Source organism: Thiosulfatihalobacter marinus, assembly GCF_016019955.1.
Classification (GTDB): domain Bacteria; phylum Pseudomonadota; class Alphaproteobacteria; order Rhodobacterales; family Rhodobacteraceae; genus Shimia; species Shimia marinus_A.
This window is the reverse complement of sequence record NZ_JAECRZ010000012.1, coordinates 42,725-56,890: the sequence shown is the minus strand read 5'-3', so window position 1 is coordinate 56,890 and position 14,166 is coordinate 42,725. Positions and strand designations below refer to the sequence as shown.

Genomic DNA, 14,166 nt, shown 5'->3' with positions numbered 1-14,166 from the left:
AGAGGTGGGTCAGTTCTCGATGGAAAACCCGGGTCAGTTCTCGGTGGAAATCAACACGTTAGTATTTCGGCGTCTTCATTGGTTACCTTGTCACCCAGTTCATATTTGTACAGCATATCCCTAAAAAAGTCGTTTGCGTCTCCTTTCCTCGCGAATGAGAGCGATCCGATCTCTACTGGCTTTGCGGGCATAATCGCTTCCTCTCTACTCTATTCGCTGAATTCGTGGCCCGCTTCCGGATCATCAAGGCCCGATACCTGCAGCGTTTCCCTGACGATAAGGTTAGGCAGGTCCATCCCGGCGAAATTCGGGCCATGCTGATTAATCCAGGCCAGGCAACCTTCCTTGTCCAGATCGTCGCGCGCAATCTTCTCATACAAGGCCACCGCAGACATGCGGGAAAGCCCTAGTTCCATTAATGAGAGAAGCGTGATGCTGGAGACGCCAAACTCAAGCGCTATCCCGATGTCAAAGTCTTCATCAATCAGGTCCTCGCGCTCGGCTTCAGTCAAGAACAGGCGGAGGACATCCATATAGGCGGAAATATACTTCGGTGCCTTGAATCTTGCTGTCTCTTCCACCATGCTCATCGTTTCGCGAATGAGCACTGGAAGCTTGAACGATCTGTTGTTTCGTTGCTGATACTCTATACGCTTCCTGATAATTGCAGCCAAAGACAATCCTTTCAGCCACTCGACAACCACGAGCGCGTGCAGGGGAATGAGACTGTCTGGCAGGAAGACAGGATACAAATTTGCGTTAATCCGTCGCATGACGGTGACGTACCTGTCGTACGCATCGACGCTTTCCGAAGGCGCGAGCAGCAGATTTTCGATATTGCCTTCGTACTTTCGAAAAGCTTCCAGCAAACGCTGCAGGCCCACCGCGCTGACGCCTGGATGTCTTACTAGAACATCCTGCGTAATATTGATCAGCGCCGAAATACCTTCGAGGCTTCTATCGAGTTTCCGGAGCGCATCTGGAGAATGCCGTTTCGCAAATGCGGCATCGGAAAGCGTACCAAGACGAATATATGTATTGAGGAGGTAAGCCCCGACCTGCTCGAATTCTTCGCCTTGCGCAAGATCGGCCAAAGAGTCGATGTTTCTGTTCTCAAGATACGCAGCCAGTTCATCGGTGGAAGATATAACGACGTCAGTTTCTCTCTTGATCGGGTAGCGTGAGCGCTTCGGCACGCCGACGGGCCATGCTTTTTCATCCTTTGGATCGATACAGATAATATTGCCTTGGAATTCGTTTCCCCAGCGACCGGCCCGTCCCGCGAGGTTCCAGAAGTCGTGCGGCTCCATCGGGTTCCCACGGCCCTTCCGGGGACCGCGCACAACGATGGTCCTGCAAGAGAGATTTACTCCTTCAATCAGCGTCGAGGTGCAGGCAAGAAATCTTATCTTGCCGTCGCGGAACAGCCTCTCAACCTCGGTGCGGATGAGAGAGGGCATGTTTCCATAGTGAAAAGCGACACCACGTTCGACCAGCGGCGCGAGCTGATAATTACGGTGGACCCCTTTGCGGGCCAGATCAGCCAGGTCCAGCAATTCCTGATCATCTGTCTTCTCCGAGCCTTCCAACTGGCTGATAAGGAGCGCGACGTCCTCCGCTTCAGCCGCGCCGTTGCAGTAAACCAGTGTGCCGCCGCGACCGCCTGCCGCCGCTGCGATAAACGCCAGCCTTTTTTTCAGGCCCGCAGGCTTGTTTGACAGTTTAAGCGTGCCCAGTGGTATGGGTGAATCGCCCCAGACAAGGTCCAGCGACCACTCCTTGGGCTTCCGAGGCACTTGCTCGGCTAGGATCACGTTCTGCAGAACGGTTGGCATATCGGTATTGACCGACGTTTTCGGCATATCGTTCGGCGCATCCTCAAGCAGTTCTCCGGGATTTTGTGTCGAAGGACTTACAAACACGACCTTCATCATCGGGTTCTGCCGAGACACCCGCTCGATTGCATCCTGCAGTATTACACCACGCTGATTGTCTCCGATCTTGTGCGCTTCATCAACAATGAGAAGGTCTACACTGAAGTCCTCCCCGAGAAGATTGACAAGCAGGTGCAAACGCTCCTGCGTGAATACGAAGACGGCTTTCTTGTCTCCCGTCGTAGATGAGAAATAAACTTCCGTCAGCGGTAGCGACGTGATCTCGATGCCGGTGTCCGACTGACATAGCTCCTTCAGACTGAGTTCAATCTCACTCACCAAAGCCCGGGTTGGGGCAAGGTAAACGGCGATCTTTGTCTTGCTCGTGCGAACGTGATCGAGCAGCCACTGCAAAACGAGGTAAGTTTTTCCGGACGCGGTTGGCGCGGACGCTGAAAGCCAGCCGGCGCCGGAAGAGGCGCCCGCCCATAGTTCTTTCTGAAAATCGTTGACGCCTATCCATTTTCCGCTCGATTCAAGGAGTATCGAGTCCTCGAAACGTCTTCTGTTGGCTTCAAGGCGCATCGACACGCCCAGTCTGCCCTCAAGATCGGGAGCGATCCGGTTTCGCAGTATTGCCAGCTCGACGGACCTGCGATTGGACAGCTTTTCGAGGAGGACAGCCCCCGCATCCCGCACTTCCGGCGAAGTTTCGAGTGTGACGGCAGCGGTTGCGATCCGCAGCGCCGCCTCCTGATGCGTTCGTTCGGTTGATCTGGCCAAAAGGCTTCCGGCCAAAAGAAGCTGCTGCCAGTCAAAGCTCTTCTTTGGGTCAGCGGATTCATGGATTGCGTCCAGATTTGTTATCTCAGTCGCCACTGTGATCTGAGTCAACCTGATAATATCATCACGAAGCGCCTCACCCGACAGCCAATCAAAGAGTTCGGTATCTTTCATTTCTTAATACCCAGCGCCTTAAGGAACGATGCGCGAAACCCATCCGCCGAAGGCACTGGCACACAGAAAAACTGAATGTCGAATTTGTCGAGTTTCTCCACCGATAGTCTGTTCTTTACATTCTTCACCCATTTTTCCATTTCGTCATTCGCCGCCTTCAGGATGTCCTCCCCGATGCCTTTTGCATCATCTTTCGGATAGAAATCCGCATCGAAGGCGATAAGCGCGATCCCGCAATATTCGACCCTGTTCGATAGCGGTGAGGTTCGGTCGAAATATTTCCGGAATGCGGCCGTAAGTTCCGGATCACTGAGATCGGCTTTGTCGCTGAGGAGCACGAGATCCCGCTCGCGATCAGCGCCTTCGTGGTCCGTCTCCACGAGGAAAGGGGCAAGTGATGAAAGGCAATCTCTTATGGCCGCTGTAGGGTCGCCATACACCTTTGACTCGCCCCAGAAAAGTTTGAGAAGGCCGTTTTCGTTTACGGAAGCATAGACGCCGTCCGCACCATGATAGTGCATGTGAGAGTCGGTCTTAAGGTCCATCTTACAGAGCACCTGAGGAACCTTGAGAAAGCGCTCTGCGAGTAGGAAGAGCAGCATCTCGCCGCCTTCGCCAGTATTGGCAAGGTCCGTAAAAGTGCCGATTGCCTCGTGGTGCAGGGCTGCAACCGCGCTTCCGGACTTGAATCTGGCGTCCCGCGCCCGCGCATCATCCAACCGCGATTTCGGGACGGCATAATCGATAATTGAGTTGCGCATAAATTCCGCAAGACGCTCCGGCTTGACGCGTCCGTTCCCATCCACAGTCAGGCAATGACAGTGGAGACGGGCCACGCAATCTTTCAAGAGCACGTCCCGTTTAACAAGCTGGAGATGAACACCCAACTCTTCTGGATCGCCCGAAACTATATTAACCAAATCTTCTGGAAGTACTTGAGTCAGTGGTCGCCTCCTTTCGTTTTAGGGTGGTTGTGCCGACCCCGCTGCTGCTCGCATAGAGAGTATCATACGTAATTCAAATAGTTAGGTTTTTCTTCGCGCTGCGGTCAAAGAAATTGTGCGATACTCCTTCAACGCCCCAAGGTCCGGAGTGTCACCGCTGCCCGTTGATAATACGTCAGCTGTCTCCTTTTGGCGTGAACGCTACACTTCGCCTTGCGGAAGTTCAGTTCAGCGTTGCAAACGGCTGCATCGCGCCGTCTATGTCGGTAGTTTTCTCGACCCCGGCAGATAGAACTCCGTAATCCCCCGCTTCCCCTCGGCCCGCCCGAGCTGGACGATCACATCGATGGATTTCCGGATGTATTCCCGAACCTCGGCAAAGGTCAGTGGTGTGCCGGCCTGCAGCACCATGATCGCCAGTCGATCGATTGCGAGTTCTGCGGTTTCCGCGTGGATGGTGGAAACCGACCCGCCATGGCCGGTGTTGATGGCCTCGAGGTAGGTCAGGGCCTCGGCACCGCGCAGCTCGCCGACGATGATCCGGTCAGGTCGCATACGGAGGGAGGCTTGAAGGAGAGCGTTGGCGCTGCGTTGCGAACCGGCACCGCGGTCGGCAAGGAGGGCGACGGTGTTGGGCTGGCCGGGGAAGAGCTCAAAAGCGTCTTCGATGGTGATCAGCCGCTCGTGCTCGCTCACATGGGTCAGGAGGTGGCGGGCGAACGTGGTCTTCCCGGTCGAGGTGCCGCCGCTGATCAGGACGTTGAGCCGCGCCTCGACCAGAGTCTGCAGCGCGGCCTCAAGGTTCTCCTCCGCTAGACTGGCGATGTTTTTCATCTTCTCCGCGCGGAGGGCGTCGAGCGAGACGGCCTTGCCGAAGAGATAAGCCGGGGCGTAGTCCCTAATGCTGCCAGAGGCGAAGAGGCGAATGGTGATCGAGGCACCGCGATCGATGGCGGGCGGCACGGCGACCTGGACCCGAAGCGGGCGGCCCGCATATTCCACCTTGCCGGAGACGAGGGGGTTCTTTTCAGAGACGCGGGCCTTGGCATCGCCGACGATGGTCTGGGCCATGTTGAGGGCTGTGGTCCGATCCACGGTCTGACCTTCGTGGCGCATGCTGGCATCCCCCGCGACCTCGAGCCAGACCTTGCCGTCGGGGTTGATCGCGATCTCGACCACGTCGTCACGCCGCAGGAGATCGCGGAACGGGTCGAGATAACGCTCGAGGTATGAGGCTGGCGAGGCCTGATCCATCAATTCGGTGATTCCGGTAATATTGAACCTGGTTTCGCTGCCTCTCGCCTGCGGCTCGAACGCGAAACCTGATGCTTCTTTTTCATTGTGAACCGGAACCCCCGTAGATCACCACATCCCGGTCCACGAGCACGGTGACCGAGGCGCCCTGATCGACATAGATCGTCGGCGCGATCGAGACCTGATCGGCGATGACCGACCCGACAGCGTCCTGCAGGTCGCTGCTGACATCGCCCAGGACAATGCTTGTCGTCTCGTTGTTGGCACTCTCCGCCGCCACGGCAGGCGCCGCCCCGATCACGGAAATCAGCGCCGCCCCGCCGAAGCGCTCGGCAAACTTGGTGTCGACGAGACCAGTGAGGCCCGAGCGGCCAAGCTGGTCGCCGCCCACAGCGGCGATTTCCATCGAGGTGCCGTCCGGGGTCAGGACGCGGGTCCAAAGGATCAGGATGCGCTTCTGGTGCATTTCGATCCCGGAGCGGTATTGGCCAAAAAGGCGGGAGCCCCGGGGGATCAGGATCCGGTCTCCGGAAAACGCCAGCACCGGCTCGGAGACCACCGCGACAACGGAGCCGGGCAGATCGCTGTTAATAGCGGTTTGCAGCGCCGCCTGGATGACGGATCCTTGGGTCAGCGTGCGTTCGGGATGGATGAGGCGGGCGGCCTCCTGCACCTCGAGCGGTCGCGCACTCTGCAAGAACTGCTCGTTGCCCGAGAGGGCCGGTCCACTTGCGCCAGCGGCGGCAGGATCGGCCACCGCCGCGCCACTCGCACCACCACGTGGACCGTCCGCATAGACCACGGCGGGGGATTTGATCTGGGCAGTCAGAAGCTCCTCGGCGATGCGTTCGGCCTCGCGCAGACGCTGCTCCTCTTCCTGACGCCGGCGTTGTTCGAGAAGGCGCTGATCGGCGATCACCCCTTCGCGATCGAGCTCGGCCTCAAGCCCCTCGCGCTGCGCCCGTTCGGCATCGAGCATGGCCTGCAGCCCCTCGATGCGAGTCTCGGTCTGGCGTTGGAGGTTTGCCAGCTCGGTTTCCTTTGCGGCGAGCGTTGCTTCGAGCGCGGCCTTTTGCTCGTCGAAGGCCTCGCGCAGGTCCGCGACAGCGGATTGGATTTCCGAGTTGCGGGCAGCCTGGCTGGCGGCGAGGGCTTCGCGGAGCTTGGCGATTTCGGCCAGCACCTCGGCGCTCGGTTCCGGGGCAGGGGCGGCGGGCACGTCGAGCGCTTCCTCGACGGCGATCAGTGCGTCATTGACCCGTTGCTCGGTCTCGTCGGGCGGAAACTTCAGCCGCCCGCCGGAGCCGGGGCGGCGGTCCTGAAAGGTCTCGACATCGGAGGTCTCAAGCGCACTGTCACCTTCCTGCAGACCGGTGGCCAGAAAATACGCGACCCCGGCCCCGCCAAGGGCGAGGGCGGCCGCGAGCGCGCCGACCCCGAGGCTGTTTCCGCGGGGCTTGGACTTGCCGCGCTGGCTGAACTGGTCGAGACGGTCCTGAAGGTCGGGAGGGGTTTGTTCGGCCATGGTCAGTTGCTCACGTAGATGGCGCTCTCGTCGCGCCAGGCGCAGATCGCCTCATCGCCGATACGCAGCGACCAGTAGGTGTTCACCCCAAGCACCCGGACCGTGTTGCCTTGCTGGGTCCAGTTGACCGTGCGCTCACGGCCCTGGTCATCGGCCTTGAAGAGGGCGGGCTGGCGACCGTTTTCCGGGATGACGAAGTAGGTATAGCGCCCGTCGTCATAGATATGGCTGGGGCGGAAATCACCTTCGCCCGAGACGCGGTAGTTGTAGTTGCGGGGCGCCTCAAAGCCTTTGGGCTGGGTAGCCGCCGTCGCTCGACGTTCCTCATCGGGGTAGCGGAAGCGGACTTCGAAGAACATGCCGGTGCGGTTCGGGATCGAGCCTTCGCGCAGGTGGAAGGAATAGGTGCGTCGGTTGGTGATCACCGTCATGTTGGTGGAGGCATTGGCCACATGCGGTTTGATGGTCAGCACATTGCCAAGCTCTGGGATCGGATCGACCTGGAAGCTTTCGGTGTCGCCGACGATCACGGCCTCGAAGCGCTCGCCCGCCCCGAAATGGATCGTGGTCGAATGCCTCAGATCGGTTTCGATCCGATAGACCTGGTTTTCACTATAGACGGCGGTGCGGATGCGGATGTCGAGCGGGCCGCCTTGCGGCGTGGCCTCGGCGTTTGCGGCAACAGGAAGGGCAAGCGCCAGGAAAAGCGCGGGCAGAGATTTCATCTTGGTCAGTTCTCCAGAGTCTCGGCGTCGACGCGGTAGGAGGTCACCACGAAGCCCAAGGGGTTGGCCCAGACGTCCTGAAGGCGCTGGCGGGTTTCAGGTTGGAAGTCATAACCAACGGTAGCGACATAGGACCGGGTGACGGTGCGGGTGTCGCGGGGACGGCGCAGCGTGCGGGTGAAGCGGACCTGGGCCACGCCGCGCTCGATCTGGTTCACGGACTTGATCACCACCTCGATCTTGGCGTCGCGGCCATAGACGGTGATCGGGTAGTCTTCGTTGGTCGAGGACCAGAGATCGCGCAGCGTGCGGGCGGCATCGCCATCGGAACGGTTGAGCACCGAGTTGATACGCTGCTCGCCATCGGTCAGGTCATAGGTTTCCCGATCATCGACATAGGCCACGAGATTGGCCTGGATGATGGCGTCGCTCTCGGAAAGCGTCAGCGCCTGTACGGCGGCGACCCGGTCCATCTCTCCGGTTTCCTTGTCGACCACGACGACGAAGGTCTCGGTCGATTTGAGTGGAAAGAGGCTCGCGCCCGCGACCATGCCGGCAACACCAACCAGCACGCCTGCCGCCGCAACGAACCAGGCGAAACGCTCACGCCGTCTTGGCCCGTAGATGAAATCCGCCTCGAAAGCGTCGCGGTCAGGCGCGGAGGAACTGGTCACAAGCTTCTTCAAAGTCGTCGTCTTTCACATCAGGGTTTGCGGAAGGCCTTGGCGGCGGAGAGAAGCGCGCCGGGGCTTTGCCGGATCAGCTCGCCGGTCTTCACCACACCCGCATTGGCCATCTGGTTCAGCTCATGCGGGGACTTGCCGGTGACGAGGCGCGAGGTTGCGCCCGCGCCATACTCCCGTGTGTTCACGAACCCCTGGCGCGCAAGGCCCGTGAGACCGACGGCATTGGACGCGATGCCGACGACACCGGTGAGATTGGAGGCGATGTAGGGCACCGAGGCCATGATCCCGGCGCTGAGGATCAGAATGACGAGGAAGGGCAGGATCAGGCTGACGGTTTCGACATCGCCCGGATCGGCGGAGGCGTCCCCGATCGCTTCGGCGATGGCGACGATGATGCCCGCGGCGCCTGCTGCGGCGACCGGCATGAGCGCGTAGCCAATGGTGGCGCGGGTCCAGGCCTCGAAGAGGGACTGGGTCGGTTTGAACAGCGAGGTCACGATCATGAAGGGGGCGATGACGATCATCAGCGCGAAGACGATGCGGGCGAAGGCGATGATCCCTGCGGTGACGGCGGCGAAGACGGCGGAGAGGACGAAGAAGATGGCACCCAGAACCGCGCCGAAGACCCAGCCCGCGCGGTCGCCGATCGTATCGCCATAGGCGGTGATGCGGGCGACCATATTGTCGAGGCTCTCATAGACCCCTGCCTCGTCGCCCGAGCCGGTAAGCGCCAGGATCGAGGCGCCCACGGAGTCGGGCACGCGCGTGACGATGTCATAGATGACGCTGAAATTATCCCAACTCTGCGCGAAGATCCCGACCAGGGCCACTTTCATCCCGAAGGCAAACCCGGTTCCGAAGGGCAGGGGGCGGAGCTGCATGACCGCGTTGATCCCGAGGAGCACGACAAGGAGCGTCGCGCCCGCCGAGATGACATTACCGACCGAGGCCGCCGAGGAGATAAAGCCGTCCTGCGCCACGGTGTTCACCGCGGCGTCGACTTGGCCAAGGATGTCGCGAATGACCCCCATTTACTCCGCACAGGCCTCCACAACTTGCGCCTCGAGCGCGTCCGCCTTGGCGTAGAGCTCGAGCACGTTGAAGGGCAGGCGCGGGTTGTCCGAGGTCTGGAACCGGGGCAGGGCGGCAAGCGCCTGATCCCAGGCGAACTGATCCAGCAGGCAGGTGCAGGTTTCCGAAGCGAGCGCCTCTTCGGCAATCAGGATGCGCAAGATCGCGCGGTAGCCATTGCGCAGATAGGCGGTTTCGGCCAGATCGGTAGGGGGTTTCGGAACACGACATTCATCCGTTTGATCCCGCGCGATGGCCATCGAGTTGAAGGGCGTGTCGCCGGAAGGGTTCGTGCTCGGGGTCTGGGCCGACGCAGCATTGTGCAGGATGCTCAAGACAAGGGCGGCGAGACCGAGCGCCCGGCCTGGAGCCAAGCTGCGGGTCATGGTTTGCCTCATGGATCCACCGCCATCGAGCGGAACTTGCGCTCATCCGCGAGGGTCGCGGCATCGACAACGCCAAGCTGGCCGGCACTCACGCCTTGCGCCGCTTCCAGCCGCCAAATCTGGGTCAGGATGATGCCAAGCTCGGCGGTGACGCGGGTGTTGAGATCGACGGCAGCCTTCAGCCCGTCCTGATCGTCGATGAGCCCGACCATGGTCTCGAGCCGCTCAAGGCTTTGGCCCGCTTCTTCGTGGCTTTCCTGTGCCGCGACGGAGAGCATGGCGCTGGCCCCGGCGGAAGCGGCGATGCGGTTATCGGCGGGCTCATCCGAGCCAGAAAGCGTGCTCAGGCGTTCCGAAGTAAACCCGCTGCCCGAAAGCACCCGTTCGACCGAGGCCGAGAGTTCTGCACCCGGATTGAAGCCGCTGAGAAAATCGCCGCTTGCCAGCGATTGTGCGGTATTGAGGGGCGCCACCAGCTTGCCGCGCAGCGCTCGGAATTCTTCGACCGTGGCGAAGAGTTCTCCGAGCCCGCTGCCTTCAATGAGCGAGGTCAGTTGCGCCTCGAGGTTCGTGAGCTGCGAGAGCTGGGTTTCCAGTTCCAGCCGCATTGTGGCGAGCTGCTGCATCTGGACATTCAGGTCCTCGGCCATGTGTTCGAGCTGCGCCACGAGTTGACCAAGCTGCGAGCCATCAAAGGTTGGGACGCCCTGGGCCGTTGCGGGCGAGGTAAACCCGAGTGTGGCGACCGCGGCCACGGTCAGGAGAAGCTGTCTCATTCGGGAACTCCCATCTGCATGAAGTCGCGCTCCGCCAACCGGTCTGCGACGAGGTGCTGCGCATAGACCGCCTCGCGCTGCTGGTTGGCGGCCATCAGCCGGACGCGAAGGTTGAGGATGCGGCCAATCTCGGCCTTGGCGTAGGTGTTGAGTTCCCAGGCCGCCTTGGCATTGGGTTGCGCATCGATCTGCAGGATGATCGCGCGGAGGCGGTTGATCACTTGCTCGGTCGTTGCCGAACTGTCGGCGGCGTAATAGACGCCCGCCTCGGAGATGCTGGCATATTCGGCGAGCGCAAAATCCGAGGGCGAGAGCGTGCCAAGCGCGTCGGCACCGCCCACCACAGCGAGGTATTCGTTGTAGAATTTCGAGATGTTGCGCACATAGCCTTGGGTCTCGGCAAAGGGCGGCACGCCCCCGTATTCGATGACCCGACCCGGCCCCGCGTTATAGGCCGCGAGCGCATGGGGTATGTTGCCGAAGCGGTTGAGCTGGGTGGTGATATAGCGCGCGCCGCCGCGGAGGTTGTCTTTCACGTCATAGCGGTCGACGCCGAGATCGGAGGCGGTGCCAGGCATGAGCTGGGTCAGGCCATAAGCCCCGACCGGGCTTTCAGCGGCGACGTTGAAGCGACTCTCCTGTTTAATCAGAGCCTGGAAGAGGCAGCGCCACTGGGTGGCCGAGAGACCGGCGCGGGCCACACCGGGCGCGCCTGCGAACTCGCCGGCGACCTCGACGATCATCATCTCGACCGTCTCGCGGCCCTCGCCGAAGAGGCGGCTGTTCATCGGGCTTGGATCGGTATTGGGATAGACCGCCGCCACCCCGAAATCCGCATTGCCCTCGAGCGCACGGATGTCGAAGCCAGGCCCGGTAATGGCAGCGGTCATTTCCTCGAGGACGCGCAGCTGGTCGGCCTGCACATCCGCCAGCGTGGACTCGGTCCGATCCTTGTCCTGCTGGACGCTTAGATCCTCGGCCAATGCCCTCACCCGGGCGATGGCGCGACCGATCGCGGAATTGTCCTGTGTCGGCACGCCCTGGGCATGCGCAGGCAGGGCGCTGAGGCCGAGGCAGAGCCCGGCGGATATGATCGCGGCGCGGCTCATTCCGAACGGGGCAGGGGCTCGAAGGTGCAGTCAGGCTTGGCCGTCTCCTGCACCGGTGCGCCCATGGTCGAGAAGGACAGGGCGGACCGCGTCACTTGCGGCTCGCCATTGCGTCCGAAACAGGGCGAGGTTTTCTCGGTGTATTTCTCGCAAGCGGAAAGAAGGCTCGCGGCGGCGCAAAGCGCGAGGAGGGGTTTCGAACTCATATCACATGTCTCCAGAAATCGGGATTGGCGCGCCAATCGGCAGGCACGCGGGCCTCGCCAGTGGCGCCGCCGCCAAGGATGGGAAGGAGGTCGCCAAGTGCGGAGAGATCGGCATCGACGAAGACGCTGTCGCCCGCCGAGCGGATAAGCGCGATGCGCTGGCCGATGGTCGGCTGCACGAGAAGGGCAGCCTCCTTGGCGTTGACGCGGAGAAAATCGTAATCGGAGACGGTGGCGCGATCGTTCGGGAAGAGGATCTGCGTCGGCACCGTCTCGACGATGGTTTTGCCGACGCGGCTGTCGCGCAACTGGCTCGGATACTGCGTCATCATGATGACGACGCAGTTCATCTTGCGAAGCGTCACCAGCCAGTTTTCCAGCCGCGCCCCGAAATACGGATCGTCCAAGAGCTTCCACGCTTCGTCGAGCACGATGATGGTGGGACGGCGGTCTTCGACCACGCGTTCGATCTGGCGGAAGATGTAGGAGAGTACCGCCATGCGCTCGGTCGTCATGTCGAGGATCTCGGTCATATCAAACCCGACGATGTCGCCCGTGAGCTTGAGGCCCGCGCCGCGCTCGGGCTCGTCGAACACCCAGCCATAGCGCCCGCCGGGGGCCCATTCGGCAACGCGGGATTGCAGCTCGCCATCATCATCGAGTGACTGGAACAGGGTCTCGAAACTGGCGAAACGCTGCAGCGCCGCCCCCGCATCGGCGTTCTGGCCGACCGCGCTTTGGATATGGCGGGATTGCTCGCCCGAGAGCGTGCCATTCCGTGTGAGAAGTGTCGCAAGCCAGTCCGAGAGCCAGGCGCGGCCGCGCTCGTCGGTTTCGGTGGCGAGCGGGTTCAGACCTGTCGGCACGCCAGCCCGGATTTCGTTATAGCGCCCGCCGAGGGCGCGCACGGCCATCTCCAGGCCGCGATCCTTGTCGAAGAAGAAAAGCCGTGCGCCGACCCGCTGCGCCTGCGCTGCGAGAAAGGCAGTGGTGAGCGTCTTGCCGGTCCCGGTGCGCCCCAGAACCAGCGTATGGCCAACGGTCGGTTCCTTGCCTGGGGCTCCCGCCTCGTGGAAATTGAAGCGATAACCAGAGGTGCCGACCGTGGGCAGGACCGAAATGGTCTGACCCCAGGGCGACTGATCAGGACCGCGTCCTTCGACGCTACCATGCAGAGCTGCGAAGTCGGCGAAATTGATGGAGGAAATCGGCGTCTTGCGAGCGCGGTAGCCGAAATTGCCGGGGGATTGTGCGAAGTAGGTGGCTTTCAGCGCCATGTTCTCGCGCACGATGACGGACATGATCTCCTGACCCACGCGTTTGATCTGGGCGGCGGCCCGTTCGAGCGTGTCGCGGTCCGGCGCGTAGACCGCGATGGAGAGGTGATGGTCCCCGAAGGCGATGCGTCCTGCCTCCTGGTCGTCGGCAGCCTGGCCCAATTGTTCGCGCAGGGAGACGGCCGCATCGTCGGAGGCCTGCATCTGGCGGATGATGCGCTGGATGCGTTCGGCCATGATGTTGTTCGGGATCGGGCTGAAGGAGTTCGTGAGCACGATGTCGAGCGGCAGGTCGAGCGCGTCGAGCAGCGTCACATCGGTCAATGCCGGGTAGGTCTTCATCGAAAAGAGCGCGCCGTATTTGACCCGCCCAGTCACGGCGTCGGTCAGGGTGACGACGTCGCCGTCGAAGGTCGCGCGGCAATTGCTCAAAATATGTGAAAGAGGCAGAGCGCTTTGTCCGAAGGCTATGGGGGAGAAGCTGCCCGCGTTCAGCGTGTTTAGATAGCCCAGCCATTCACCACCCGTGCGGGTCAGGCGCACAGGGTTGGCCGAAGACAGAGCCACCTCGAAAAAGCCCATGACCTCGTTCAGCTCCTGCAGGCGCGTCGCGCGGTCCTTGACCCAGGCTTTGCGGGCCAGCGTCCGAAGGAATGGAATGCGCGCGGAGATATCGGGGCGCCGGATCACGCTGAGATAGAGTTGGCGCTTGGCCGGGCGCAGGTCTTTCACATGGGCCTGCCAGCGGGCATCTATCGCGGCGGCGAAGCTGTCGCCCTCGATGGGGCGCATCCCCAGATCCTGTGGCACGGAGATGCGGTGGATGTAAAAGCCGAAGGCATTGCCGGTCTGGGCGACGATGGCGGCAACCGCGCGCTTGAGCGCATCGAGCCGTGCGTCTTCGCTGGTCATCGGGTTCAGACCATCAAGGCGCAGGGTCGCCATCAGATCGCCCTCGCGCAGCACCATCACATCGTCATCGGCAAGCGCGAAATACGGCAGGTGATCAGCGAGATAGCTCTCCCGCGCGAACTCCCCGCCGCCAGCCTGAAGCAGAGCGGTTCCGTGAGTGGAAAGTGTGCCCGCATCAAGCGCCAAAGCTGTCGCCTCCATGCAGGGCGCGGTTCTTCGTCGGGCGCACCGAGCCGTAGGAAACGCGCAGGACCTCGAAGAAATGCGGCTCGCGGTCGGCGACGAACCAGAGGATCGGATAGGCGACGAGGCCGATCAGGAAGAAGACCATGGACTTGGTCCAGATGAACGGCAGAACGACCCCGGTCGCCAGCACCACGAGGTATCCGACAGGGAGGCCCAGATACTTGGGCGGTCGGGCGAGGCCCAGAAAAAGGGGGGATCGTTCTGCCAACTCTATTCTC

At 61.4% G+C, this 14,166-nt stretch carries 13 protein-coding genes; all 13 read right to left on the bottom strand.

Going from position 1 to position 14,166, the window contains the following annotated elements; genetic code table 11:
* Positions 1-209: 209 nt before the first annotated feature.
* The 13 genes from I3253_RS15785 to I3253_RS15725 all read right to left on the bottom strand — a co-directional run bounded on the left by I3253_RS15785 (position 210) and on the right by I3253_RS15725 (position 14,156).
* Positions 210-2,831, bottom strand: coding sequence for a DEAD/DEAH box helicase (locus tag I3253_RS15785; RefSeq protein ID WP_084353841.1), 2,622 nt, complete (start codon positions 2,829-2,831; stop codon positions 210-212).
* A complete protein-coding gene (locus I3253_RS15780) occupies positions 2,828-3,685 on the bottom strand; it encodes a HamA C-terminal domain-containing protein (RefSeq protein WP_235859527.1) in 858 nt (285 codons plus the stop codon). The genes I3253_RS15785 and I3253_RS15780 overlap by 4 nt, the downstream gene beginning before the upstream one ends.
* 348 nt (positions 3,686-4,033) lie before the next feature.
* Positions 4,034-5,029 carry a P-type DNA transfer ATPase VirB11 gene (gene virB11, locus I3253_RS15775; RefSeq protein ID WP_007120616.1) on the bottom strand — a complete coding sequence of 332 codons (996 nt, stop codon included), beginning with the start codon at positions 5,027-5,029 and terminating at the stop codon, positions 4,034-4,036.
* 82 nt (positions 5,030-5,111) lie between these two features.
* The gene (locus tag I3253_RS15770) at positions 5,112-6,554 is read right to left on the bottom strand and encodes a TrbI/VirB10 family protein (protein ID WP_007120615.1); all 1,443 of its coding nucleotides are present in this window, start codon (positions 6,552-6,554) and stop codon (positions 5,112-5,114) included.
* Positions 6,555-6,556: 2 nt separating this feature from the next.
* Positions 6,557-7,279: a TrbG/VirB9 family P-type conjugative transfer protein gene (locus I3253_RS15765; RefSeq protein WP_007120614.1), complete on the bottom strand. Its 723-nt coding sequence runs from the start codon at positions 7,277-7,279 to the stop codon at positions 6,557-6,559.
* Positions 7,280-7,284: 5 nt separating this feature from the next.
* Complete coding sequence (locus tag I3253_RS15760; protein ID WP_007120613.1) at positions 7,285-7,965, bottom strand: virB8 family protein; 681 nt, start codon at positions 7,963-7,965, stop codon at positions 7,285-7,287.
* Between the two features lie 17 nt (positions 7,966-7,982).
* A complete protein-coding gene (locus I3253_RS15755) occupies positions 7,983-8,996 on the bottom strand; it encodes a type IV secretion system protein (RefSeq protein ID WP_007120612.1) in 1,014 nt (337 codons plus the stop codon).
* The gene (locus I3253_RS15750; protein ID WP_007120611.1) at positions 8,997-9,422 is read right to left on the bottom strand and encodes a hypothetical protein; all 426 of its coding nucleotides are present in this window, start codon (positions 9,420-9,422) and stop codon (positions 8,997-8,999) included.
* A gap of 8 nt (positions 9,423-9,430) precedes the next feature.
* Positions 9,431-10,198 carry a type IV secretion system protein gene (locus I3253_RS15745; protein WP_007120610.1) on the bottom strand — a complete coding sequence of 256 codons (768 nt, stop codon included), beginning with the start codon at positions 10,196-10,198 and terminating at the stop codon, positions 9,431-9,433.
* Complete coding sequence (locus I3253_RS15740; RefSeq protein WP_007120609.1) at positions 10,195-11,307, bottom strand: lytic transglycosylase domain-containing protein; 1,113 nt, start codon at positions 11,305-11,307, stop codon at positions 10,195-10,197. Before I3253_RS15740 ends, I3253_RS15745 begins: the two co-directional genes overlap by 4 nt.
* Complete coding sequence (locus tag I3253_RS15735) at positions 11,304-11,513, bottom strand: hypothetical protein (RefSeq protein ID WP_007120608.1); 210 nt, start codon at positions 11,511-11,513, stop codon at positions 11,304-11,306. Before I3253_RS15735 ends, I3253_RS15740 begins: the two co-directional genes overlap by 4 nt.
* Positions 11,510-13,903: a VirB4 family type IV secretion/conjugal transfer ATPase gene (locus I3253_RS15730; protein WP_007120607.1), complete on the bottom strand. Its 2,394-nt coding sequence runs from the start codon at positions 13,901-13,903 to the stop codon at positions 11,510-11,512. Before I3253_RS15730 ends, I3253_RS15735 begins: the two co-directional genes overlap by 4 nt.
* Positions 13,878-14,156, bottom strand: a complete 279-nt coding sequence (locus I3253_RS15725; protein ID WP_038070148.1) for a type IV secretion system protein VirB3 — start codon at positions 14,154-14,156, stop codon at positions 13,878-13,880. The genes I3253_RS15730 and I3253_RS15725 overlap by 26 nt, the downstream gene beginning before the upstream one ends.
* Positions 14,157-14,166: the final 10 nt, after the last annotated feature.

Coding starts and splice junctions, on each gene's coding strand:
- I3253_RS15770 (WP_007120615.1), bottom strand. CDS start 6,554: ATGGCCGAACAAACCCCTCCCGACCTTCAGGACCGTCTCGACCAGTTC.
- I3253_RS15740 (WP_007120609.1), bottom strand. CDS start 11,307: ATGAGCCGCGCCGCGATCATATCCGCCGGGCTCTGCCTCGGCCTCAGC.
- I3253_RS15755 (WP_007120612.1), bottom strand. CDS start 8,996: ATGGGGGTCATTCGCGACATCCTTGGCCAAGTCGACGCCGCGGTGAAC.
- virB11 (WP_007120616.1), bottom strand. CDS start 5,029: ATGGATCAGGCCTCGCCAGCCTCATACCTCGAGCGTTATCTCGACCCG.
- I3253_RS15765 (WP_007120614.1), bottom strand. CDS start 7,279: ATGAAATCTCTGCCCGCGCTTTTCCTGGCGCTTGCCCTTCCTGTTGCC.
- I3253_RS15785 (WP_084353841.1), bottom strand. CDS start 2,831: ATGAAAGATACCGAACTCTTTGATTGGCTGTCGGGTGAGGCGCTTCGT.
- I3253_RS15745 (WP_007120610.1), bottom strand. CDS start 10,198: ATGAGACAGCTTCTCCTGACCGTGGCCGCGGTCGCCACACTCGGGTTT.
- I3253_RS15730 (WP_007120607.1), bottom strand. CDS start 13,903: ATGGAGGCGACAGCTTTGGCGCTTGATGCGGGCACACTTTCCACTCAC.
- I3253_RS15750 (WP_007120611.1), bottom strand. CDS start 9,422: ATGACCCGCAGCTTGGCTCCAGGCCGGGCGCTCGGTCTCGCCGCCCTT.
- I3253_RS15735 (WP_007120608.1), bottom strand. CDS start 11,513: ATGAGTTCGAAACCCCTCCTCGCGCTTTGCGCCGCCGCGAGCCTTCTT.